Origin of the sequence: Pseudoalteromonas luteoviolacea (assembly GCF_000814765.1) — a bacterium.
Classification (GTDB): Bacteria; Pseudomonadota; Gammaproteobacteria; order Enterobacterales; family Alteromonadaceae; genus Pseudoalteromonas; species Pseudoalteromonas luteoviolacea_H.
In genome coordinates, this window is sequence record NZ_JWIC01000001.1 from 100,502 (window position 1) to 123,029 (window position 22,528).

Genomic DNA, 22,528 nt, shown 5'->3' on the forward strand with positions numbered 1-22,528 from the left:
GTGCATAATTGTCTTCATTATTATGAAGGTGTTTACCCTAAACGGAGTTTATTTATGATTGATTGGATTAATAATTCTTTTATTTCGTTATTTTGGGTTTTTAATTCTTTTTATCTCACTTTAAACTCTATATTTAGCATAGTTTTTACGGTTGACTTGTCGGCTTAAGCGGGTTACTAATAGAATAAAGCACGAGCAGAGAGTTATTGTCTGCCGTCTAATGTTAATAAATGCAGTATATTTTTTAGGTTCAGGTTTATGTTACTAACAGCAAAACTACTAGTCGTGATTATCAACGTGGTGATTATTATTACCGCGGGGGCTTCGTAGTGCTGTAAGAAAAGAATCAGCTAAGAGCCCCCCGCACTGAAAAGTTCGGGGGGCTCTTTCGTTTTAGGGCAAAAAAACAGAGCAAAGGGCAATGAGCAAAACAATGACAGGCGCACAAATGGTGATTGATATCCTTGTTAATCAAGGTGTTTCAGACGTATTCGGTTACCCCGGCGGGGCCATTATGCCGATCTATGATGCGCTTTATGGTGCACCACTGAAGCATTATTTAACTCGCCATGAGCAAGGCGCTGGATTTGCTGCTGTGGGTTATGCACGCAGTACAGGCAAATTAGGGGTTTGCTTTGCGACGTCAGGGCCAGGCGCTACGAATCTAGTCACCGCATTGGCGGATGCGATGATGGACTCAGTCCCATTGTTGGCAATCACAGGTCAAGTACCAACCGCGGCGATCGGCTCAGATGCATTCCAAGAAGTGGATGTACTGGGTATGTCACTTTCATGCACAAAGCATAGCTTTATGGTTGAACGTCCAGAAGAGTTAGCTGAGGTATTGCAACACGCGATGCATTTGGCTGTCTCTGGTCGACCAGGTCCTGTTTTGGTTGATATACCGAAAGATATTCAACAAGCACTTGTGCCGTTTTCACCGTGGTCTGCACACAATGAAGAGCAGGTTGCACCGCTTTTACATGAATTGAACTTAGCAAATGAGCTGCTAAACAGTGCGCAAAAGCCCGTTGCCTATGTCGGTGGTGGTGTACAAAACGCTGATGCGCAGCCAGCCTTAATGGCATTTTTAGAACAAACACACATGCCAGCGGTATCGACATTGAAAGCCCTAGGTAGTGTTTTACCTGAGTATGAATATGACTTGGGTATGCTTGGGATGCATGGCACGAAAGCCGCTAATTTGGCGGTACAGGAGTGTGATTTATTGGTGTGTATCGGTGCGCGTTTTGACGACCGTGTAACTGGTAACTTGGCTAAATTTGCCGCGAAAGCAAAAGTGATACACCTTGATATCGATGCTGCAGAAATAGGGAAACGTAAACCCGCGGCAGCATCATTGGTGGCGGATTTAAATACTTCTTTACCTTTGCTCAAAGGCGTATTGGCACCCCAAGCATGGCGAGCGCATGTCAGCCGCATGAAGCATGAGCATGCATGGCGATATGATTACCCGGGGGAGAAAGTATTTGCGCCGTATTTGCTGAATAAACTCAGTCAAGATATGCCTCGTAATACCGTGGTGTGCTGTGATGTTGGTCAGCACCAAATGTGGGTCGCACAGCACATGAAGTTTGCCCATCCTAGTAATCATCTCAGTAGTGGTGGTGCGGGCACTATGGGGTTTGGCTTACCAGCGGCCATTGGCGCCAAAATAGCACGTCCAGACAATATGGTGATCACCGTATCTGGTGACGGTTCAATCATGATGAATATTCAGGAATTGGCGACCATCAGAAGAAACAACCTTGCGGTTAAAATTGTGATCTTAGATAACCAAAGGTTAGGTATGGTGAGGCAGTGGCAAGAGCTATTCTTTTCTGCGCGATATAGTGAAACCAATTTATCTGACAATCCTGATTTTGTACAACTTGCTGCTGTATTTGGCATTCCTGGGCAAACCATAACGCATGCTTCAGAAGTGGATGAAGCAATTGAACAACTCGTAAATAGTGAAGGGCCTTACATCTTACACGCGTGTATTGATGATAAAGAAAATGTATGGCCACTGGTTCCGCCGGGTGCGGCAAACGACGAAATGTTAACGGAGAATACACAATGAAACATCAATTAACTGTAGCTGTAAAAAATCAAAGCGTGGCTGTTGAGCGTTTCTTACGTGTGGCACGTCACCGTGGGTTTCGTTTGATGCAGCTCCAATTAGAAGGTCACGATGAACTGTTTCACGTCAAAATGACGGTAGATAGTGACAAGCCTATCTATCTATTAACGTCACAATTAAATAAGCTAGTGGATGTGCAATCGGTTGATTTGCATACATTACAGCAGCAGGCAATATAACAAAATTAAGGTTTAAAAGCATGACACAAACATCTGAATTAATTTGGCACAACGGCGAAATGATCCCTTATCAAGAAGCAACGACGCATGTATTGAGCCACGCACTTCACTATGGCAGTTCCGTGTTTGAAGGGATCAGAGCATATGAGACGCCGAATGGCCCAGCCATTTTTCGCTTAGATGACCATATTCAACGTTTATTTGATTCAGCAAAAATTTATCGTATGGAGATCCCTTTTACAAAAGAAGAGATCAAAACAGCGTGCAAGCAAGCAGTAAAAGAGAATGGTTTTAGCAATGCGTATCTAAGACCGTTTGCCTTCTTAGGGCATGTTGGTCTTGGACTGAACCCAAAATCACACCGTGCAGATGTCACTGTGGCGGCAATGGAGTGGGGTGCTTATCTAGGCGAAGATAGTTTGGCACAAGGTGTTGATGTCTGTGTATCTTCATGGAGTCGACTTGCGCCAAATACAATGCCGACAGCGGCAAAAGCTGGCGGCAACTACTTATCATCTCAGCTGATTTCGGGAGAAGCAAAGCGAAACGGTTATGTGGAAGGTATCGCGCTAGATGTAAATGGCTATCTGAGCGAAGGGGCGGGTGAAAATTTATTTGTGGTTAAAAAAGGCGTGCTTTATACACCACCCACAACCGCTTGTATTCTGCCTGGTCTGACGCGTGACACGATTATTCATCTAGCCAAAGAGCGCGGTTATGAAGTGCGTGAAGAGCCGATAGCCCGTGAAGCGCTGTATCTTGCTGATGAATTCTTCATGGTAGGGACTGCGGCGGAGGTGGTACCTGTGCGTAGTGTTGACCAGATCCAAGTAGGTGAGGGTCAACGTGGTCCTATCACAGCAGAATTACAACAAGCCTATTTTGATTTAGTAAAAGGGCAATCAAGCGATCCTCAGGGCTGGTTAGATTACGTAAACAGCTAATACTGAGAGTATATATTTTTTTGGGAATGAGGGTTTACCGAGCATCGGTATTTAAATAAAAAGGGGTCAACATGGCTAAGTTACGCAGTAAAACAACGACTGAAGGACGCAAACGAGCAGGCGCAAGAGCGCTTTGGCGTGCAACAGGTATGACGGATGAAGATTTTCACAAACCGATGATCGCGGTCGTCAATTCGTATACACAATTTGTACCTGGCCATGTTCACCTCAACCAACTGAGTGATTTGATGGCGGATGCCATCCGTGAAGCTGGAGGCGTGCCTCGTGAATTCAACACCATCGCGATTGATGATGGTATCGCTATGGGTCATGGCGGAATGTTGTATTCATTACCCTCACGCGATCTGATAGCGGATTCGGTAGAGTACATGGTGAATGCGCACTGCGCAGATGCGATGGTCTGTATTTCAAACTGTGACAAGATCACGCCGGGGATGTTGTTAGCCGCTTTAAGGCTCAATATTCCCGTCATCTTTGTATCGGGCGGACCAATGGAAGCGGGTAAAACTCGGCTTGCAGACATCGACTTAAAGTTGGATTTGGTCGATGCCATGGTAAAAGGTGCGGATCCGACGGTCAGTGATGAAGATTCTGAGCAGGTTGAGCGTTCAGCGTGCCCAACATGTGGCTCGTGTTCAGGTATGTTTACCGCTAACTCAATGAACTGCCTGCTTGAATCGCTAGGTTTGGCATTACCAGGTAATGGCACAACCCTTGCGACCCATAAAGATAGGGGGCAGTTATACAATGGTGCAGCAAAGCGTATTGTTGCGCTATGTGATGAATATTACCGTCAAGATAATGAAGCGGTTTTGCCGCGTAATATCGCCAACCAAGCGGCGTTTAATAACGCAATGACACTCGATATCGCGATGGGCGGCTCATCAAATACGGTGTTGCATATTTTGGCAGCTGCACAGGAAGCTGGTGTCGATTTTGATATGACGGACATTGACCAGTTATCACGAAACACGCCGTTCTTATGTAAAGTTGCGCCAGCCACGCAGCAGTATCATATTGAAGATGTGCATCGTGCTGGTGGTATCATGGCGATTTTAAATGAGCTGGCAAAAGCGGGTAAGTTAGACCTCAATGTTGGCCATGTGGCGGGGGGGACATTAGGTGATGTTTTGGCGCGTTGGGATGCCAATGATAGCAGCAATGAAAGAGCGCAAAAGTTTTATCGTGCAGGTCCAGCTGGGATCCGTACAACGCAAGCAATGAGCCAAGAATACCGTTGGGATACATTAGATTTGGACCGAGAAGGCGGGTGTATTCGCAGTGCTGAGCATGCATTTCGCCAAGATGGTGGCCTTGCGGTCTTAACTGGCAACCTTGCCCCTGATGGCTGTATTGTTAAAAGCGCTGGGGTGGTAGATGAAATGTTGGAATTCACAGGCCCTGCTGTGGTGTATGAATCACAAGATGATGCAGTTGAAGGGATCTTGGGTGGCCAAGTTAAAAAGGGCGATGTCGTGGTGATCCGGTATGAGGGGCCAAAAGGTGGTCCGGGCATGCAAGAAATGCTTTATCCAACCAGTTACTTAAAATCTATGGGCCTTGATAAAGACTGTGCGTTACTGACCGACGGCCGTTTTTCTGGGGGCACTTCAGGCCTATCAATTGGTCATGTCTCACCGGAAGCTGCGAGCGAAGGCACATTGGCATTGATTGAAAATGGCGATTTGATAGCGATTAATATACATACACGTGGCATTGATGTATTACTCGATGACACTGAACTTGCTCTGCGCAGAGAGAAGCAGCTTGCGCGTGGTAAAGAGGCATATAAGCCTGTTGATCGCGAACGAGTCGTGACGCCTGCATTAAAAGCATATGCATTGCTGGCAACCAGTGCAGACAAAGGGGCTGTGCGTGATTTAGAGAAATTAGAGGAGCTCAGTTAGCGATGGTGGCACAAGAGCTAGATTACTTTCGGGCGATTATTCAAGCGAATATGGCCCCATTGGTGAAACAAACGGATGTGAGTCACTTAAAAGGGTTATCGGAACGGCTCAAGCACCAAGTTTGGCTAAAGCGGGAAGACCAACAGCCTGTTTATTCTTTCAAACTCAGAGGCGCATATAACAAATTGCGCCAATTACCTGCTAATTCTCATGTCATCACTGCATCAGCAGGTAATCATGCACAAGGGGTCGCACTGAGTGCTGCCCATCTAGGCCACCGTACGACGATAGTCATGCCCGTGACAACGCCTGAGATTAAAGTGAACGCTGTGCGAAATTTGGGCGGCCATGTTGTATTACATGGTCATCACTTTGATGCGGCGAATACCTATGCGCAATCGTTATGTCAGCAAGAAAGTGGGGTCTTTGTACCGCCATTTGATGACAAAGATGTGATCGTGGGTCAAGGGACTGTTGCACGAGAAATGATGCAGCAGTTGGATAAGCTCGATGTGGTATTTATCCCTGTTGGGGGTGGTGGTTTACTTGCAGGCATGGCCGTTTACATTAAATCACTGCGTCCCGATATACGTGTGGTTGGCGTCGAAGCGACGGAAAGCGCGTGTTTGCATGCTGCAATGCAACGGGGTCAACCAGTAGAGTTGGAGCAAGTAGGCTGTTTTGCAGATGGGATCGCGGTGAAACGGATCGGTGAAGAAACATTTCGACTTGCGCAGACTTACTGCGATGAAGTGATATTGGTCTCCACCGATGAAATTTGCGCAGCAGTACAAGATATATTTGTAGAGACGAGGGCAATCGCAGAACCATCAGGCGCCGTTGCGTTAGCTGGACTAAAGAAATGGAGCGCTCAGCATGATGAGTCTGCACTGTCTTTAGCTGCTGTACTTTCAGGTGCTAATTTAAACTTTGACCGATTACGATATATTGCTGAACGCACCGCGTTAGGCGCTAAGAGTGAAGCCTTGTTTGGGGTGACGATTGATGAGCAAAAAGGCAGCTTTAAGCAGTTTTGCCAAACCCTAGGTGGTCGCTCTATCACTGAATTCAATTATCGTTTTGCTGGTGGTAGCCGAGCGCAAATTTTTGTTGGTGTTGGGTTGCGCAATGCTGAGCAGGAACTTCAAGAACTGAAGCAGAGCCTCACTGATAATGGCTATGAATACACGGATTTATCCGATAATGAATTAGCGAAGCTGCATATTCGTTATATGGTCGGTGGAAAACCGCCTGTAGAGGTTCAAGAACGATTGCTTCGTTTTGAATTTCCTGAGTACCCAGGTGCTTTATTAAGATTTCTCGAGACTTTAGGGTGCGAATGGAATATCACCTTGTTTCATTATCGTAATCATGGCGCCGCAAAAGGTCATGTCCTTGCAGGGTTTGAAATGGCGGCACAAGAATATGCTAAGTTTGAAGAGCATTTAGGCCGGCTGGGCTATGATTATCGTGATGAAACCGACAACCCATGTTTTTCACAATATTTAAAATCCGATCAGGACTATGCACTGAAAGTAAGTTGAGTGACCAGATATAACTGTCTTTTCTGTCCTTGGAGTTCTATATTCAAAGGTGAATATACTAAGGACAGCTTATGCTCCGTTGTTTCATTGTTGTTTTGTTTGTATTTTTTTGTGCATGTGCAACAGCCCTAGAGCCAGTGACACTGCAGTTAAAGTGGGTGCATCAATTCCAATTTGCTGGCTATTATGTTGCCAAACAAAAAGGCTTTTATCGGCAAGTTGGCTTAGATGTCAATATTGTCCCTGCGTTAAAGCACCAGCCAGATGAGCAGTTTAAAGTGCTCTCTGGACAAGCTCAGTTCGGGGTTACTCACTCTGGTTTGCTCGAACAGCGCATGCAAGGCAAGCCCTTAGTTGCGCTTGCGTCAGTATTTCAATCCTCTCCCTATTGTTGGATGGTCCGTGCCGACAGTGATATATATTCACCAAAAGATTTCCAAGGAAAAAAAATAAGTCATTTGGGACGTACTGAAGGGGCTGAGTTAGTGCTTATTTTAGAGCGTGCTGGTATCGATGTGAGTCAACTGCCTATTTACTCGGGGTTGTCGCCTCTTGAGGATTTTAAAACGGGTAAATTTGATGCGCTTCAAGTGTATGTATCTAATGAGCCATTCAAAATGGCACAGCAAGGGGTCGCAACGCGACAGATCTGCCCCAAGCATTATGGCATCAATGTGTATGCAGACATTTTGTTTACTTCAGAAGATGTCTATAAATATCGTCCAGATATGGTCGCCAAGTTTCGTAGCGCAAGCCTCAAAGGATGGCGTTATGCGTTGGCCAATTTGGATGAAGCGCTACAAATAACAAAGTTATATGCCACGGAAAAGAATTTTGAAGAGTTAGCCAATGAAGCAGATAAGTTAGTACCTTTTATTAAAGCGCCAGGGATCCCAATTGGGAATATGTCATTGGCACGTTGGCAGTGGATCGCCCAGTTGTATCATCTAGACATTGCCAGCTTTCATGAGCATAAAGGCGCATTTTTATATTCGGAGAAAAGCAAGTCTGAGATTAACTGGTCATGGATGCTAATCTTAGCCATTGTGATGAGTGTGTTATGCATTCCCATGTATGTGAGCTTGGTCCTGCAAAGAAAAAATTATCGTGTGATGGATTAGTGTAGCGTTTTCTATCATGGCGTAGATAGCATACAATGTAGCGAATTGCAGTAATCAATAAAGCTTATGATCTCGTCTTACATCACGCATTTTCAGTCACTTGATAGGCTACTCCATGAAACACGTCAGTATTGGCAACTGATTGCCTTTGACCACCTTGTCACACCATGGCCTGAATTAGACGACTATCTATCGGGGTTGGATGAGGCGACTTTGAGCGCATTAGATATGGATCAAAGTGCGTTGCAACAGACTCTGTCAAATTATATCCCGCAGCTCGCTGAGATAAGCACACTGACACAGATACACTTAACTGAACATCATCGACCTGAGCTGCCCTTTTGGTTGAGCAATGGCATAAAAGGGAGAAAAGTAGGTCAGTTGCAAGACTTTGTATCCGCTTTAAATGAGCGCCAATTGCCAGTATTAGAGTGGTGTGCAGGTAAAGGGCATTTAGGTAGGATCTTGGCCTATACGGGGGTGCCTCATGTGGACAGTATTGAGCTGCAAGCACACCTGTGTGAGCAAGGAGCACAAAGTGCTGCACAACAAAAATTAGATATGACTTTTCACTGTGCTGATGTATTAACAGAACCTGTGAGTCACCACTTTAAAGCTCAGCAACATGCGGTGGCATTGCATGCATGTGGCAAGCTTCATCAAAACTTTATGCGTGAAGCTGCGGCTGCCGGGTGTGAGAAAATAAGCTTATCACCCTGTTGTTATCACTTGTTCACGAGCGACGAATACCAGCCGATGAGTGAGGTAGGCAAAAGTAGCGCAGTACGTCTAACGCATAATGACATGAAGTTGGCACTACAAGAAACTGTGACAGCACCGGCACGTGTGGCTAAAGTGCGTAAAAAAGAGGTGTTATGGCGATTGGCTTTTGATGCACTGCGTCGAGAGATCACGCACACAGATCACTATGTGAGTGTGCCGTCTGTGAATAAGGCTGTGTTTTCTGGAGAGTTTGCAGATTTCTGTGCATGGGCTGCACAAAAGAAAGGCATCGAATTGCCTGCTGAGATAGATTATCCGCGGTATTTGGCGCAGGCAGAAAAAAGGCAAAAAGTGACTGAACGCATAGAGTTAGTTCGCCACGGGTTTAGGCGTGCCATTGAATTGTGGCTTGTGTTAGATAGAGTGTTATATTTGCATGCTAAGGGGTATGACGTGACACTTGAACAGTTTTGTGAAAAGTCACTGACACCAAGGAATTTACTGATACAGGCGACGAGACGCCAGTCGCAATGAGGAAATAGAATGTGCCATAAACATACCAATCATTTAGCACATTTATTGGAGAATAATCGCCAATGGGCTAAGCGGACGCAAGCGCGTGATCCGGCGTTTTTTAAGACATTGTCGATGCAACAAAACCCCGATTACTTGTGGATAGGTTGTTCGGATTCTAGAGTACCTGCCAATGAAATTGTCGATCTTTTACCCGGCGAGTTATTTGTACATCGCAATGTAGCCAATGTGGTGGTGCATACGGATCATAATTGTTTGTCAGTCATGCAGTATGCCGTTGAAGTATTGAAAGTGAGCCACATTATGGTCGTAGGACATTATGGATGTGGTGGAGTCAAAGCGGCGCTGGATGGGGCCAAGTTTGGCTTAATCGATAATTGGCTGAGACATGTTGTTGATATCAAAGAAAAGCATCAGGCACTGTTACGTGAAGTCACTGAGGTTGAGCGCAGCAATGTATTATGCGAGCTGAATGTCATCGAGCAAGTGCGCAATGTTTGTCGCACGAGTATAGTGCAAGACGCATGGCAGCGCGGACAACAGCTAAAAGTGCATGGTTGGGTGTATGGGCTGGCAGATGGCCTACTTAACGAGTTGGTACCAGGCGTGAGCTCTCAATCTTGTTTGGCGATGAGCTATGAGCAATCTTTGCTCTCGTTAGTCACGCGTCATTTAGATAAGGCGGCTGAGCAAACAGTGTAATCCACATGCAATAGCATTAAGTGTATTGCAGATGTTTGCCCTAGCCGCTTCGATGAATAGATTTAAGCTGAATATGACAGGCAAAAAACGCTTACTAAGTGGCGTGTGTGAAGTATGTTCAATAGACATACTTGGTCAACTAAACCGGAGTGATGCTGTTAAGATTACTAAGAGGTTGTTATTTCCCTTTGTTGCACTCCTCGATTAGCCACTCAACAAAGGTTTCAATTTGATCGCGGTAATGACTTCCTGCGCTAAAGTGAATGAAAAAGTCGCCCCAAGGTAAATGGAAACTTAAATTATCCAGGGCAATGAGCTGACCTTGTTTGATACTATTATTAATAATAAAATCGGAGCTCATCGCTATACCGCCTTTCCCTTGGGCTATTTTAGCTGCTAACAACCCATGGCTTACGTGCTGAACTGTTAAGTTTCTAGGAATATCTAGCTTTTGTTGCTGTATCCAAATTAACCAATCTTGTCCGTTCTCGGAGCTTATGAGCGGGAAGTCTAATAAGGATTGCGGTCTTTTTAAGTCTAATTTCTTATAGATTTCTGGAGCGCAAACTGGAAACCAATATTCCTCTCTGATCTGTTTGGTAATAAAGTTTGGTGGAGCAGGCCAGGCGCCGACTAAAACATCGTACTCTAATGGATCTGTTACTTCAGCTTCTCCTGTCATTGAGAAGTCTATGCTAATGTCGGGGTGTAATTCATTAAACTCAGGTATTCTAGGTGCCATCCATTCTACCGCAATAGCGGTTTGTGCTATCACTTTGAGCTTAACATTCTTCTCCAGGATAAGATGGTCTGTGACCGTTTGCATTCGCTTAAAGCACTCTCTTATCACTGAGAAAAAAATATCACCATCTCCAGTCAATGAAATTTTATTGTTGCTTCTTGTGAATAGCTTTTTGTCTAAAAATAATTCCAGTGACTTAATTTGATGACTAATTGCACTTTGGCTTACACATAGTTCTTGTGCAGCAAGGCTAAAGCTCAAATGCCTTGCAGTGGCTTCAAATGCTTGCATAGATTTCAATGGTGGTAGCTTACTCACAATCTTCCTTATAAATTCTATTCATGAGCATGTTAGTTCTTATCATTTTATTTCATGGGTTAAAGATTGTAAATTGAGATTGAAATTCTATAAAACTGTTTATAATTAGGGTATTACATGATAAAAATATTGATTGTACTCGGTGTGGCTTTACTAATGGCCTGTTCATCGCCTCAACAAATTAATCAATCGAAAACGACATTAATTTCGATCAATGCACTAAAAAGTGATCTTATGCAGTTAAAGGAACTACTAGATAGTACCCACCCAGATCCCAGCTTTACGATGGATGTAGAAGCGGCGAAGTTACATATAGATAAATTGTCAGAGGAGCTTGATGCTCCACTTAACCAATTTGAAGCATGGAAATATATGTCTCAACTCAATCCATTTTTCTCTGATGGTCATATGGCAATTTTTTATCCCGAATTAGATAAAAGCTATAACCAGCATATTGAAAACAGGGGACAACTTTTTCCTATTGATATACGGATCAGTAAATCGAATAAGCTTTACGTCAATACCAACAAATACGAGTCACTTGATATAAATTTGGGTGATGAAATAACTAAGATCAATGGCAGTGCTGCAAGTGATGTGGTTGACACAATTTTAAGCCGGATGCATGGTGATTCTTTAATTCATCGTCAAGCCCTGGCTTCAGATAGGTTTGCTAAAATGTTTTGGCTAATGTACGGCGACTCAGGTGATTATCACTTTGAGATATACAGTGGCTCTAAGCGACGAGAGGCTGTGATTGATGGCGTCTTTGGCGAGCGTGATAAATCTACCTTCACCATTGATGACTTTGCCAGTCGGAAGATCTTAAATAACAATATTGGCTATTTGCGTATTGATAGATTCTATTACCCTCCTTACCTTGAAGAGTCATTTTTTAAATTTATGGAAGAAACCTGGTTGGCATTTAAGCAAGAAAAAGTGCAAGACGTCATTATAGATGTACGCACCAACCCCGGTGGAACGGACCATTACTGGCAAGGAGGCATTGCGCCTTATGTTGCCTCAAAGCCATTTCCATTTATATCTAAATTTAAAATTCGCCTCACCGAACGCAATTTAAAGCTTGGGCCAGTAAAAGGCGAATTAGGCTCTATAGTGAGTGGTCCATATGAACCGCTTATACCTGTCTCGGGGAAAGAAAATCATAAAATTCCCGGTAAAGCATATTTATTAATGGGGCCATTGAGTTACTCATCAACAATTTTGTTTTTAACTGCATTTCAAGATGCTGAACAAGCCGTAATTGTCGGTCAGCGAACAGGGGGGAGGTCATGTACGACTGGTAGAATTCAACCATTTCAATTGGCTGGGTCAAAACTGGAAGTTACCATACCAACCGCAATATTTACTCGTTCGGCCGGCGCAGTGAAATGTCATGACCCGATAGAGCCGGATATAGTCTTACCCATAAACGCGGCTGAGCCTGGCAATTCAATTGCTGAGTTAGAGAAAATAATTATGAAGCGACGAATTAAAAGTTCACTCTAAGATATTTTTCACTGAAGTAATCGTTTAACTATTCTTTATTTTATATTTTGGTTTCGCCACGGGGATTTAGTACAGGGACAAACTAGAGATTTACTCATACTAATATTAAACATGGGTGAGAAAGTTAGTTTCGTCAGTTTGTCCTAGAGTGAACATTTCTTAAATATATTCAGTGAATATTTAGACGCACTTTAATTTTCCAAAAAGGGTAATCAAAGACTGATACCAAAAGTCCTTAGTTTCTCATTTGGACCAACTTGATTTTTGAGACGTTACAGTGATAGGACTTACTATCGTGGTGGAGGCTATCATCGATGTGACAAGCCAAGGTGGCACTCTATTTTGTATTTCAGTCTTATTCACATAAAGCACGTTAAACAACGTGCTCGATGTATTTTTCAAAACTTAAAGTCTTATTCAGCGTCGCTTTGCTTTTCTAGTTTTGCTTCTAATTCTGCTACTTTGGCTTCTAGCTCAGTAAGCTTTTCACGTGTTCTGATCAACACTTTACTTTGAATATCAAACTCTTCACGGCTAACAAAATCCATTTCGGTCAATTTTGTTTGAATTGCTTGCTTGGTTTTTGCTTCGAACGTTTCTGCTAAATTACGCACACCTTGTGGCATGTTGCTTGAGATCTGTTTTGCGATCTCTTCGATTTTTGCTGGGTTTATCATGTCAGTGCCTTATAGCTAGTTAATGCGCAATATCTTACCGTAAACCGCCATGTCGATAAACGCATTTTAATCTGTCTTACGTATCTAACCGCCTTAATGTTTAATCATAATCAAAACATTGCAAATTGGTATTGTGGCATTAATAAGATAAACTAGGCGGCTCCAGTTACTCAGGGTACTCGCCTTTTATGAAACTCAATCCCAAACAAGATGAAGCCGTTAAATATATTAGTGGTCCATGCCTCGTATTGGCAGGGGCAGGTTCAGGAAAAACCCGTGTGATCACGAATAAAATTGCATATTTGGTTCAGCAATGTGAATACAAAGCGCGCAATATTGCCGCGGTAACTTTCACTAACAAAGCGGCCAAAGAGATGCGAGAGCGTGTATCACAGACGCTTGGGAAGCAAGACGCAAAAGGCTTATGGATCTCGACATTTCATACCTTGGGATTGAACATCATCAAAAAGGAAGTAAAAACTCTGGGCTTTAAACCTGGATTTTCACTGTTTGATGATCAAGATACCAATCAGTTGCTCTCAGAGTTGACTGAAAAAGAGCTGGAAAAAGACAAAGACTTGCTTAATTTGCTGAAGATGCAGATCGGTAACTGGAAAAATGATCTGATATTACCTGAGCGTGCCATTAGAGAAGCCCGTGAACCGCAAAAAGCACTTTTTGCGCAGTTGTATGCTCGCTATCAAACACAGCTGAGAGCCTATAACGCTTTAGACTTTGATGATCTGATCATGGTTCCAACGCTATTGTTAGGGAGCTCAGCGCAAGTGAGAGAGCGCTGGCAAAATCAGTTTAGATACTTGCTAGTGGATGAGTATCAAGATACCAATACCAGTCAATATCAACTGGTTAAATTACTTGTAGGTGAGCGTGCTCGGTTTACGGTGGTCGGCGATGATGATCAGTCGATTTACTCATGGCGTGGTGCAAAACCGCAAAACTTGGTGTTGCTGAGCAAAGACTATCCTGGACTGCGGTTGATCAAACTGGAGCAAAATTACCGAAGTGCAGGTCGTATATTGAAGTCTGCGAATATCCTGATTGCCAATAACCCCCATGAATTTGATAAAAAGCTATTCAGTGAATTGGGCTATGGTGATCCTCTGCGTGTGATTGCCACCCGTGATGAAGAGCATGAAGCTGAGCGAGTGGTGGCAGAAATCATTTCGCATAAATTTATGAAGCGTACCAGCTATAAAGACTATGCCATTTTATATCGAGGCAACCACCAAGCGCGCGTGTTTGAAAAAGCCCTCATGGCTAACCGCATTCCTTATAAGATCAGTGGCGGCATGTCATTTTTTGCTCGCAGTGAAATCAAAGACATCATGGCTTATTTACGTCTCTTGGTAAACCAAGATGATGACAATGCATTTTTGCGCATCGTTAACACGCCAAGACGAGAAATTGGTCCTGTGACGCTCGAAAAGCTCGGCAGTTTGGCGAATGACAAACATATTAGCTTGTTTGAGGCGTGCTTTGATAGTGACCTAACACAGCGTTTGACTGGCAAAGGGTACAATGCGTTGGCGGGCTTTGCGCGTTGGGTGGTGGAGTTGAGTGATCGTGCTGTACGAGGAGATACGCTCGAAGCGGTGAAAGATATGATCCGTGAGATCAATTATGAGACCTATTTATACGAATCTTCACCCAGCGCAAAAGCAGCAGAAATGCGCATGAAAAATGTCTCTGAATTGTATCGTTGGATCAGTGACATGCTCACAGGGGATGCAGATAATCCCCCGATGACCTTATCTGAAGTAGTGACTAAGCTTACGCTCAGAGATATGTTAGAGCGTAATGAAGAAGAAGATGAGAGCGATGCTGTACAGCTATTGACTTTACATGCTTCAAAAGGTCTGGAATATCCGCATGTCTTTATGGTGGGAATGGAAGAAGGGTTATTGCCACACCAAACCAGTATTGATGAAGACAATGTAGAAGAGGAACGGCGCTTGGCTTATGTAGGGATCACCCGTGCCCAGCAGACGCTGACGCTCACTTATGCAAAATCTCGTCGTCAGTTTGGTGAGCAAATAACACCAGAGCTGAGTCGCTTTGTACAAGAATTACCGCAAGATGATCTTCAGTTTGAAGGCAAAAAAGCGGTGGTGTCACAATCAGAGAGAATGGAAAAAGGCCAGGCGCGCGTGGCCAATTTACGTGCGATGTTAAAACGTTAGAGTTTCTTGCTCGTCGATACCAGTGATGTTTTGACGAGCACTCTTTAAATTTTGCTGTTTGCCAAAAAACAGTTTTAACCCATGTTTTTCCAGTAAACTTCTAAAGTTTAAAATAGCAGGCCCTTTGGCGATAACCTGAATCGATTTTAATTTGGTGATCGCTAAAATGCCTTGTAATTGAATATCGTAACTGTTTTGTTGTAGCACGCGCTTACTGAATACTGAACTTAGTAAAACATATTTAAAATCAATACTACTCAAAAAAGCCAAATCACATCGCTCTTTGGCGAAATCATTGAGGCCAATATTGACGCCTAATTGTGGCAGCTCTTTGAGGTTTTCTAACTGTACGCTAGATGCATAGCGTACCTCATTTTCATCAAACATTAGGCACAGCTGCGTATCATTGAGGCTGAGCAACTGTTCTAAAGTTGAAAAAGCAGAAGATTCTAAAATGATCGTTGAACATGCGAAAAGCACGTCTTGATCATAGCTTTGGGCAATCTTTAAGGCTTTTTCTAACAACCCTAGTTCTATGTCTAAATGCTCATCTTTCGCGGCCGCAAACTTCTTCAATACATCAAAACTGGTGCTCCCTAGTACGGGGTGCTCGCCAAACGCTTCTAAGGTAATAATATGTGATGCGTGATTGGTAAAATCAACGATGTCGGTACTTCTAAAGTGCGTCGGTAAGGCCGTTAAATGGTGTTGCTCTTCCGGTTTATTTGTACTCCCTGCAGAAGCGGTGAGTAGCGGATGATAAAACTCATAACGACCGCGGCCAGCATTTTTTGCATAGTACATCGCGGCATCAGCATCACGAATAATTTCATCGGTATTTTTGTAATTTTTATTGCTGTAGGTAATGCCAATACTGGCACCACTTTGCATACAAACCCCTTTCATGCAGAAAGGCTGCTGCATCACTCGAATGAGTCGCTTTGCCACATCTTCCGCTTGTTGTTTGTCCGTGAGATGATCGAGCAAAATGACAAATTCATCACCGGCGAGGCGTGCAAGCAGGTCGTGCTCGCGGATACACTCTGAAAATGCCGTGCTGACCCAGATTAAGAATTGATCGCCAGCTTGGTGCCCCAGTTCATCATTGATCACTTTAAACTTGTCTAGATCAATAAAGAGCACCGCAAAGTTATGCTCAGGGTATCGCTGGTACTTTTGCAGCGTTTTTTCAAGCTGAGTTAAAAAAAGGCTGCGGTTCGGCAATGATGTAAGTGGATCGTGGTGTGCATCATGATAAAGCTGCTGCTCAATTTTCTTACGTTCTTCAATTTGCATTTGTAGGTGTAAGTTTGTCTGACGCAATGCTTTGGTTTTTTCGGCTACGCGATGTTCCAACTCTTGGTTGCTCGCTTTGAGCGCTTGATTCGCTAAATGCGTTTGTAAAACAGATGCAATTTGGTTGGATACGAACGAGATCAGTTCAACATCTTCATGATTATATTCGTATTCATGGTTATAAGCTTGGCAAGCTATTAACCCAATAACCCCTTTGGCGGTTTTGAGTGGCGCACCTAACCAGCTGGTGGCCGTTTCCAAATCATCATAGTCAAGAGGACGTCGCACCACACCACCGTCTATCAAAATTGCAGCACGCTGTGTGTCTATCAGCTGACTGCGCTCTGTGGTGATCACAAGTTCACTGTAGCCTTTGGCAAAAGGCCGTGGTCGATACTCAGTGACTTCATCGACGCAATAAGGGAAGCTCAACCAATTAGAGCCGGTATCGTGCAAAGCAATGTAGAGATTATTCGCAAAAGTAATGGAGCGAATTATTTTATGAACCTGTTTATATACATCATCGATATCACTAAATTGAGTTGCCAATTCAGAAATCTTAAATAATATTTGCTGTCGCTCTAGTGCCCGTTTACGTTGTTCTATTTCTTTATTGAGTGCGTCGTTACTTTGCATTAATGCACGAGTACGGATCTTAACTTCAGACTCTAGCAATTCACGCTTTTTAACACGCTCAATGGCTGTTGCTAGGTACAAAGACATCACCTCAAGAAGCTCAATTTGATGTTCACTATAAGCTTGTTGAGGTCGATAACTTTGCGAGACCATTACGCCAATAATATTTTTATCCCGGAATATTGGTACGCCTACCCAGTGTTCTGCGGGGCTACCCAAGGCTTTGAATTTGCAGTCATCTATCATTTGCTGCATTTCATCCTTGGTTAAATACAAAACCTTTTTGGTATTAAATACATACCCTGTGACACCCTGATCAAAATGATGCGATTCATGGAGTGGCACTGAGATCCCGTCTTTTTCGTCGACGAAATAGGAAAGCTCTAAGGTTTGGGTAAATTGGTTCTGTAATACAACATAAAAGCTTTTGCTTGGTAAATGTTGCTCTAAAATGCTGTGGATAGCAGGGTATAGAAGGGTCAGCTCGGCAACTGTGCTAGCCTGCTCAGAAAGCTGTATCAAGGCATGTTGCAAGTGATAGTTTTGTTTGTATTTTTTCAGCAAGGACTCTAAGCGGCGATTCTTTCGAGTAAGCTTGCGAATTGCAACGTCGTTTGGATCTTCCAATGATTAAACCAAAGGCTATTATTGTTTATTTATTAAACTTTATATTTTCACTTTTGACTTTAGGGGTCAAGTGTAAAATGTTAATTCAATTCTATGATAAACATTTTGCCTTAATAGAGACAAATAAGCGAGTATTTGTCTCTGTTTTTTATACGACTTCTATTTGAGCATAAAGTCGATAGCGGCTTGTATTTCATCGTCACTACAGTCCATACACGTGCCCTTTGGTGGCATCGCATTGAATCCATTTATCGCGTGATCAAGTAATACGTCAGCGCCTTTACTTAAACGGGTCGCCCATTCATCTGCTGTTTTAGGCGCGCCAAGTGCCCCTGTACCGTGACAAGCAAAACAAGATGCTTGATATATTTGCTCACCAGAGCGAGGGCCTGATGGGGCTGCGGCTGCCGTATCTTCAGCACCGGCTAAGTAGACTGAACCTATTGGGGCTAAACGCTTTTTGATGGCTTCTTCGGTTAGAGAATTATCATACGGCTGGGCGACGGTGGCCGTGGATAGCATTAAGAGTGCTGCTGACAGTTTCTTCATTTACCTTGCTCACTTCAAATTTAATGTCTTCGATCACGAAGCACGACGGATGACGGTTCCTAATTGAGTATAACGTCACCACCTAATTAGTTAAAATTTAAACTTGATCTTAAGCGTATAAAAAACAAATTTTATTGCGTTAGGGCAAAGATTTGGTCATTTGTGCTTAAAACCAAGCAAATTTTTTGGAGCAAAAGACTGACTTGTTAAGCGATCAGTTGAGCGAGACGTACAATCGCTTTTTCGATACCCGCGGAGGCTTCACTGATGTTGCTTGCTAACATGTAAGCGGGCGTACTGATAACTTTTTGTTGTTCGTCTACAACGATATCCGTAACAGCACAGTCTACGTGCGTGGCACCAAGTGCATTCACCGCGGCGGCGGTATCAGCATCATTACCTATCGTGGCTTTGGTACCTGTTTGGTGAATATGGCCTATGAGTGCGGGTGCAATGCACAGATATGTAATTGGTTTGTTTTGCGCATTAAATTGTTGGCATACAGACTTGAGCGAGTCGAGTATCTGAGACTCAGCGCCTTTAAAAGCAAAATCCGACAAGTTTTTAGCGACGCCAAAGCCACCAGGGATCACTAGTGCTGCAAACTCATCGACATTAAGCTGCGCCAGATCGGTGATATCACCTCGCGCAATGCGTGCGGCCTCGGTCAATACATTGCGAGACTCAGCTTGCTCCTCACCTGTGATGTGATTGATGACGTGGTGCTGGTCAATGTTTGGTGCAAAACAACGATAGGCGATGTTTTGTTGTTCTAGGTGCAGCATGGTCAACACTGATTCATGGATCTCAGCACCGTCAAATACCCCACAACCACTAAAAATGATTGCTACTTGTTTCATTTGTTATCTCCTAAGGCTTATTGTGCCTGCTATATTCAATGTAAGAATGTCAACTGTGAAAAAAAATATAAAGGATCTGCTTTGATCTTTGATCAATTATGTTAGTATACGCGTCCGCTCGAAATAACGGGTCGTTTTATCACCAGTTTTCTAGGGTGAAAAATACATGAGTTATGACATTTCCACAAATTGATATGGTGGTGTTCAAGATTTCTCTTTTGTATTTTACATTATTTATCAGTTATTTATATTTGTTTGGTCACTAGCTTTATTTTATCGCTGGTGCTTTTCTTGTGTTTATCTACAAAGTTATCCACAGTTTTTCCTTGCTAAGTTTCATTGCACTCCTCTCGTTTTATGCTATGCCTTGTGGCATCCTTAGCAAGTTATTAAATTTCTTTTATTAGGATCCAAAATATTATGCCTCAGATCCCAGAAAACCCATTAATTTTAGTGGATGGTTCTTCCTATTTATTCCGTGCTTATCATGCGCCACCCCACTTGACGAATTCTCAGGGTGAAGCCACTGGTGCAATCTACGGCGTAATCAATATGCTTAAAAGCTTGCTCAAACAATTTGATCCTAGCCACATGGTGGTCGTGTTTGATGCAAAAGGGCCGACGTTTAGAAATGACATGTACTCTGAGTACAAGGCAAACAGGCCGCCCATGCCAGATGATTTGCGTACGCAAATTGAACCCATTCATGAGATCATAAAAGCAATGGGTCTGCCACTGGTGAGTATTGCTGGGGTAGAAGCGGATGACGTGATTGGCACATTCTCGCGTATAGCGTCAGAACAACAGCGTCATGTTTTGATCAGTACCGGTGACAAAGACATGGCTCAGTTAGTCAATGAGCATGTGACGTTGATCAACACGATGACGGATACGGTTTTAGATCCTGCTGGGGTGGTCGATAAGTTTGGTATTGGTCCTGAACTAATCATTGATTTCCTTGCTTTGATGGGTGACAAGGTCGATAACATTCCAGGTGTACCGGGCGTTGGTGAAAAAACGGCGCTGGCAATGTTACAGGGCTTAGGCTCAATTACAACGCTGTACGATAACCTTGATGAAATTGCACCACTCGGTTTTCGAGGGTCAAAAAGTATGGCGAAAAAGCTAGAGGAGCATAAAGATCAGCTTGAGTTGTCGTATGAGCTTGCGACCATCAAGCTGGATTGTGAAGTTGAGGAAGATTTGGAGACCTTTAAGATCCAGCCAATGGATAAAGATCGATTGGTTGAATTATATGGTCAATGTGAGTTCAAGCGTTGGCTTGCGGAGCTATTAGATGGCAAAGCAAGCAAAGATAGCTCAGCATCAGCTGCTGTGGAATCACCACAGCCTGTGATCAAAGGCAATTACGAAACGATTCTGACGACCGAGCAGCTGGATATTTGGGTTCAAAAGCTTAAAACTGCAGAGGTATTCGCTTTTGATACGGAAACGACCAGCCTAGATTATATGCAAGCGGATTTGGTGGGAATGAGCTTTGCTGTGGAAGCAGGTGAAGCGGCGTATTTGCCTTTGACGCACGACTATATGGGCGCGCCAGAGCAGCTAGATAAGGCCTTAGTATTTGAGCTGTTACAGCCGATCCTAGAAGATCACAACATTAAAAAAGTTGGACAAAACTTAAAATATGACAAGAGTGTATTGGCACGCGCTGGTATCTCATTAAATGGCATTGAGTTTGATACTATGCTTGAGTCATATGTATTTAACAGTGTTGGTACCCGTCATGACATGGATTCATTGGCACTCAAGTACCTAGGTCATAAAAATATCAGCTTTGAAGACATTGCAGGTAAAGGTAAAAAGCAGCTGACATTCAATCAAATAGAGTTAGATAAAGCAGCGCCATATGCCGCTGAAGATGCTGACATTACTTTGCGCCTACATCAGCATTTATGGCCTTTATTAGAGCAAGAAAGCAGTTTAATCAGTGTGTTTAAAGAGATTGAGTTGCCATTGATCAATGTACTCTCTGATATGGAGCGCACCGGTGTTCAAATTGATAGTATGATGTTGGGTGAGCAAAGCTTAGAAATCGAAAAGCGCTTGGCTGAGCTTGAGCAAGAAGCGTATGCGCTTGCTGAAGAAGAGTTTAATTTAAGCTCTACTAAACAATTACAGGCAATTCTATTTGAAAAACAAGGGTTGCCAGTGTTAAAGAAAACGCCAAAAGGTGCCCCTTCAACTGCTGAAGAAGTGCTACAGGAGCTTGCGCACGACTATCCATTGCCAAAGCTAATCATCGAGCATCGAGGTTTGGCCAAATTAAAGTCAACGTATACAGACAAGTTACCTAAATTGGTGAATGCGGATACGCAACGTGTGCATACTTCGTACCATCAAGCGGTGACAGCGACTGGGCGCTTGAGTTCTAGTGATCCAAATTTACAAAATATTCCAATTCGTAATGAGGCAGGGCGTCGGATCCGTCAGGCTTTTGTTGCGGATGAAGGACACGTCATTTTAGCGGCCGACTACAGTCAAATTGAGCTGCGCATTATGGCGCATTTGTCTCAAGATAAGGGCTTATTAAGTGCATTTGCTGAGGGTAAAGATGTACACAGTGCCACGGCTTCAGAGGTGTTCTCTGTACCGCTTGAGGAAGTTACGTCAGATATGCGTCGCAAAGCCAAGGCGGTTAACTTTGGTCTGATTTATGGTATGAGTGCATTTGGTCTTGCTCGTCAGCTAGATATCCCCCGTAATGAAGCGCAACATTATATGGATAAATACTTTGAGCGCTTCCCAGGTGTATTAGAGTATATGGAAAGTACGCGCGAGAAGGCTGCTGAGCAAGGCTATGTTGAGACCTTGTTTGGTCGCCGTCTTTACTTGCCTGATATCAAAGCGCGTAATGGCGCACGTCGCAAAGCGGCTGAGCGTGCCGCAATTAATGCGCCGATGCAAGGTACTGCTGCAGACATTATTAAAAAGGCCATGATTAAAGTGCACCAATGGCTGCAAGCGCATAGCCAAGATGAAATTAAGCTGCTTATGCAGGTGCACGATGAATTGGTATTTGAAATCAAAGCTGACAAAGTCGTTGAATTTAGTGAACACATTTGTCAATTAATGAGTGAAGCTGCGAAGCTTGATGTACCGCTTGTGGTTGAAGCTGATCACGGCGAAAACTGGGAACAGGCACATTAATTAGTCAAATAGCTTAAGTTTGAATTTGTGGGCATAGCGACGCTATGCCCTTTTTGTTTTTATTGCCTATTCGTCCTCTACGTCCCGAATTTACTGGTCTGGTGTAAAGTTTAAGTAAAAAATA

The 22,528-nt window shown here is 43.5% G+C and carries 16 protein-coding genes; 11 read left to right on the forward strand and 5 right to left on the reverse strand.

Going from position 1 to position 22,528, the window contains the following annotated elements; all coding sequences use genetic code 11:
* The first annotated feature begins 433 nt into the window (after window positions 1-433).
* The 8 genes from ilvG (at window position 434) to can (ending at window position 9,818) form a co-directional block, all read left to right on the forward strand.
* Window positions 434-2,083: an acetolactate synthase 2 catalytic subunit gene (gene ilvG / locus JF50_RS00450; RefSeq protein ID WP_039607579.1), complete on the forward strand. Its 1,650-nt coding sequence runs from the start codon at window positions 434-436 to the stop codon at window positions 2,081-2,083.
* Entirely contained in the window at window positions 2,080-2,322 is a 243-nt protein-coding gene (gene ilvM / locus JF50_RS00455) for an acetolactate synthase 2 small subunit (protein WP_039607580.1), read from the forward strand. Before ilvG ends, ilvM begins: the two co-directional genes overlap by 4 nt.
* Window positions 2,323-2,342: 20 nt before the next feature.
* On the forward strand, window positions 2,343-3,266 hold the full coding sequence (locus JF50_RS00460; RefSeq protein ID WP_039607581.1) for a branched-chain amino acid transaminase: 924 nt from the start codon (window positions 2,343-2,345) through the stop codon (window positions 3,264-3,266).
* A 71-nt stretch (window positions 3,267-3,337) separates the two neighbouring features.
* Window positions 3,338-5,194: a dihydroxy-acid dehydratase gene (ilvD, locus tag JF50_RS00465; protein WP_039607582.1), complete on the forward strand. Its 1,857-nt coding sequence runs from the start codon at window positions 3,338-3,340 to the stop codon at window positions 5,192-5,194.
* A 2-nt stretch (window positions 5,195-5,196) separates the two neighbouring features.
* Window positions 5,197-6,738, forward strand: a complete 1,542-nt coding sequence (ilvA, locus tag JF50_RS00470) for a threonine ammonia-lyase, biosynthetic (protein WP_039607583.1) — start codon at window positions 5,197-5,199, stop codon at window positions 6,736-6,738.
* Window positions 6,739-6,809: 71 nt separating this feature from the next.
* Complete coding sequence (locus JF50_RS00475; protein ID WP_052262070.1) at window positions 6,810-7,859, forward strand: ABC transporter substrate-binding protein; 1,050 nt, start codon at window positions 6,810-6,812, stop codon at window positions 7,857-7,859.
* A gap of 66 nt (window positions 7,860-7,925) precedes the next feature.
* A complete protein-coding gene (locus tag JF50_RS00480) occupies window positions 7,926-9,116 on the forward strand; it encodes a methyltransferase (protein ID WP_039607584.1) in 1,191 nt (396 codons plus the stop codon).
* 9 nt (window positions 9,117-9,125) lie between these two features.
* Window positions 9,126-9,818: a carbonate dehydratase gene (gene can / locus JF50_RS00485; protein WP_039607585.1), complete on the forward strand. Its 693-nt coding sequence runs from the start codon at window positions 9,126-9,128 to the stop codon at window positions 9,816-9,818.
* Between the two features lie 178 nt (window positions 9,819-9,996).
* Here the strand turns inward: can and JF50_RS00490 are convergent, their stop codons facing one another.
* Window positions 9,997-10,878, reverse strand: coding sequence for a LysR family transcriptional regulator (locus JF50_RS00490; RefSeq protein ID WP_039607586.1), 882 nt, complete (start codon window positions 10,876-10,878; stop codon window positions 9,997-9,999).
* A gap of 117 nt (window positions 10,879-10,995) precedes the next feature.
* Between JF50_RS00490 and JF50_RS00495 the strand changes: the two genes are divergently transcribed.
* A complete protein-coding gene (locus tag JF50_RS00495) occupies window positions 10,996-12,387 on the forward strand; it encodes a S41 family peptidase (RefSeq protein WP_039607587.1) in 1,392 nt (463 codons plus the stop codon).
* Window positions 12,388-12,800: 413 nt separating this feature from the next.
* Here JF50_RS00495 and ubiK read toward each other — a convergent pair whose 3' ends face one another.
* On the reverse strand, window positions 12,801-13,064 hold the full coding sequence (gene ubiK / locus JF50_RS00500; RefSeq protein WP_039607588.1) for a ubiquinone biosynthesis accessory factor UbiK: 264 nt from the start codon (window positions 13,062-13,064) through the stop codon (window positions 12,801-12,803).
* A gap of 188 nt (window positions 13,065-13,252) precedes the next feature.
* On the opposite strand from ubiK, the gene rep reads away from it, so the two are divergent.
* Window positions 13,253-15,265 (forward strand): DNA helicase Rep, encoded by a 2,013-nt coding sequence (rep, locus tag JF50_RS00505; protein ID WP_039607589.1) that lies wholly within the window; start codon window positions 13,253-13,255, stop codon window positions 15,263-15,265.
* Here rep and JF50_RS00510 read toward each other — a convergent pair.
* From JF50_RS00510 to elbB, 3 genes are all read right to left on the reverse strand, one after another.
* Window positions 15,254-17,824: a diguanylate cyclase domain-containing protein gene (locus JF50_RS00510; protein WP_039607590.1), complete on the reverse strand. Its 2,571-nt coding sequence runs from the start codon at window positions 17,822-17,824 to the stop codon at window positions 15,254-15,256. The two genes, rep and JF50_RS00510, sit on opposite strands and share 12 nt — an antisense overlap.
* A 159-nt stretch (window positions 17,825-17,983) precedes the next feature.
* Complete coding sequence (locus tag JF50_RS00515) at window positions 17,984-18,373, reverse strand: c-type cytochrome (RefSeq protein WP_039607591.1); 390 nt, start codon at window positions 18,371-18,373, stop codon at window positions 17,984-17,986.
* Between the two features lie 206 nt (window positions 18,374-18,579).
* On the reverse strand, window positions 18,580-19,233 hold the full coding sequence (gene elbB / locus JF50_RS00520) for an isoprenoid biosynthesis glyoxalase ElbB (RefSeq protein WP_039607592.1): 654 nt from the start codon (window positions 19,231-19,233) through the stop codon (window positions 18,580-18,582).
* A 420-nt stretch (window positions 19,234-19,653) separates the two neighbouring features.
* Between elbB and polA the strand changes: the two genes are divergently transcribed.
* Window positions 19,654-22,404 (forward strand): DNA polymerase I, encoded by a 2,751-nt coding sequence (polA, locus tag JF50_RS00525; RefSeq protein ID WP_039607593.1) that lies wholly within the window; start codon window positions 19,654-19,656, stop codon window positions 22,402-22,404.
* Window positions 22,405-22,528: the final 124 nt, after the last annotated feature.

Bases quoted from the DNA above. Each gene is read 5' to 3' on its own strand.
- ubiK (WP_039607588.1), bottom strand. From the start codon at position 13,064: ATGATAAACCCAGCAAAAATCGAAGAGATCGCAAAACAGATCTCAAGC.
- JF50_RS00495 (WP_039607587.1), top strand. From the start codon at position 10,996: ATGATAAAAATATTGATTGTACTCGGTGTGGCTTTACTAATGGCCTGT.
- JF50_RS00475 (WP_052262070.1), top strand. From the start codon at position 6,810: ATGCTCCGTTGTTTCATTGTTGTTTTGTTTGTATTTTTTTGTGCATGT.
- JF50_RS00460 (WP_039607581.1), top strand. From the start codon at position 2,343: ATGACACAAACATCTGAATTAATTTGGCACAACGGCGAAATGATCCCT.
- elbB (WP_039607592.1), bottom strand. From the start codon at position 19,233: ATGAAACAAGTAGCAATCATTTTTAGTGGTTGTGGGGTATTTGACGGT.
- JF50_RS00515 (WP_039607591.1), bottom strand. From the start codon at position 18,373: ATGAAGAAACTGTCAGCAGCACTCTTAATGCTATCCACGGCCACCGTC.
- ilvA (WP_039607583.1), top strand. From the start codon at position 5,197: ATGGTGGCACAAGAGCTAGATTACTTTCGGGCGATTATTCAAGCGAAT.
- rep (WP_039607589.1), top strand. From the start codon at position 13,253: ATGAAACTCAATCCCAAACAAGATGAAGCCGTTAAATATATTAGTGGT.
- polA (WP_039607593.1), top strand. From the start codon at position 19,654: ATGCCTCAGATCCCAGAAAACCCATTAATTTTAGTGGATGGTTCTTCC.
- ilvG (WP_039607579.1), top strand. From the start codon at position 434: ATGACAGGCGCACAAATGGTGATTGATATCCTTGTTAATCAAGGTGTT.
- ilvD (WP_039607582.1), top strand. From the start codon at position 3,338: ATGGCTAAGTTACGCAGTAAAACAACGACTGAAGGACGCAAACGAGCA.
- ilvM (WP_039607580.1), top strand. From the start codon at position 2,080: ATGAAACATCAATTAACTGTAGCTGTAAAAAATCAAAGCGTGGCTGTT.
- can (WP_039607585.1), top strand. From the start codon at position 9,126: ATGTGCCATAAACATACCAATCATTTAGCACATTTATTGGAGAATAAT.
- JF50_RS00480 (WP_039607584.1), top strand. From the start codon at position 7,926: ATGATCTCGTCTTACATCACGCATTTTCAGTCACTTGATAGGCTACTC.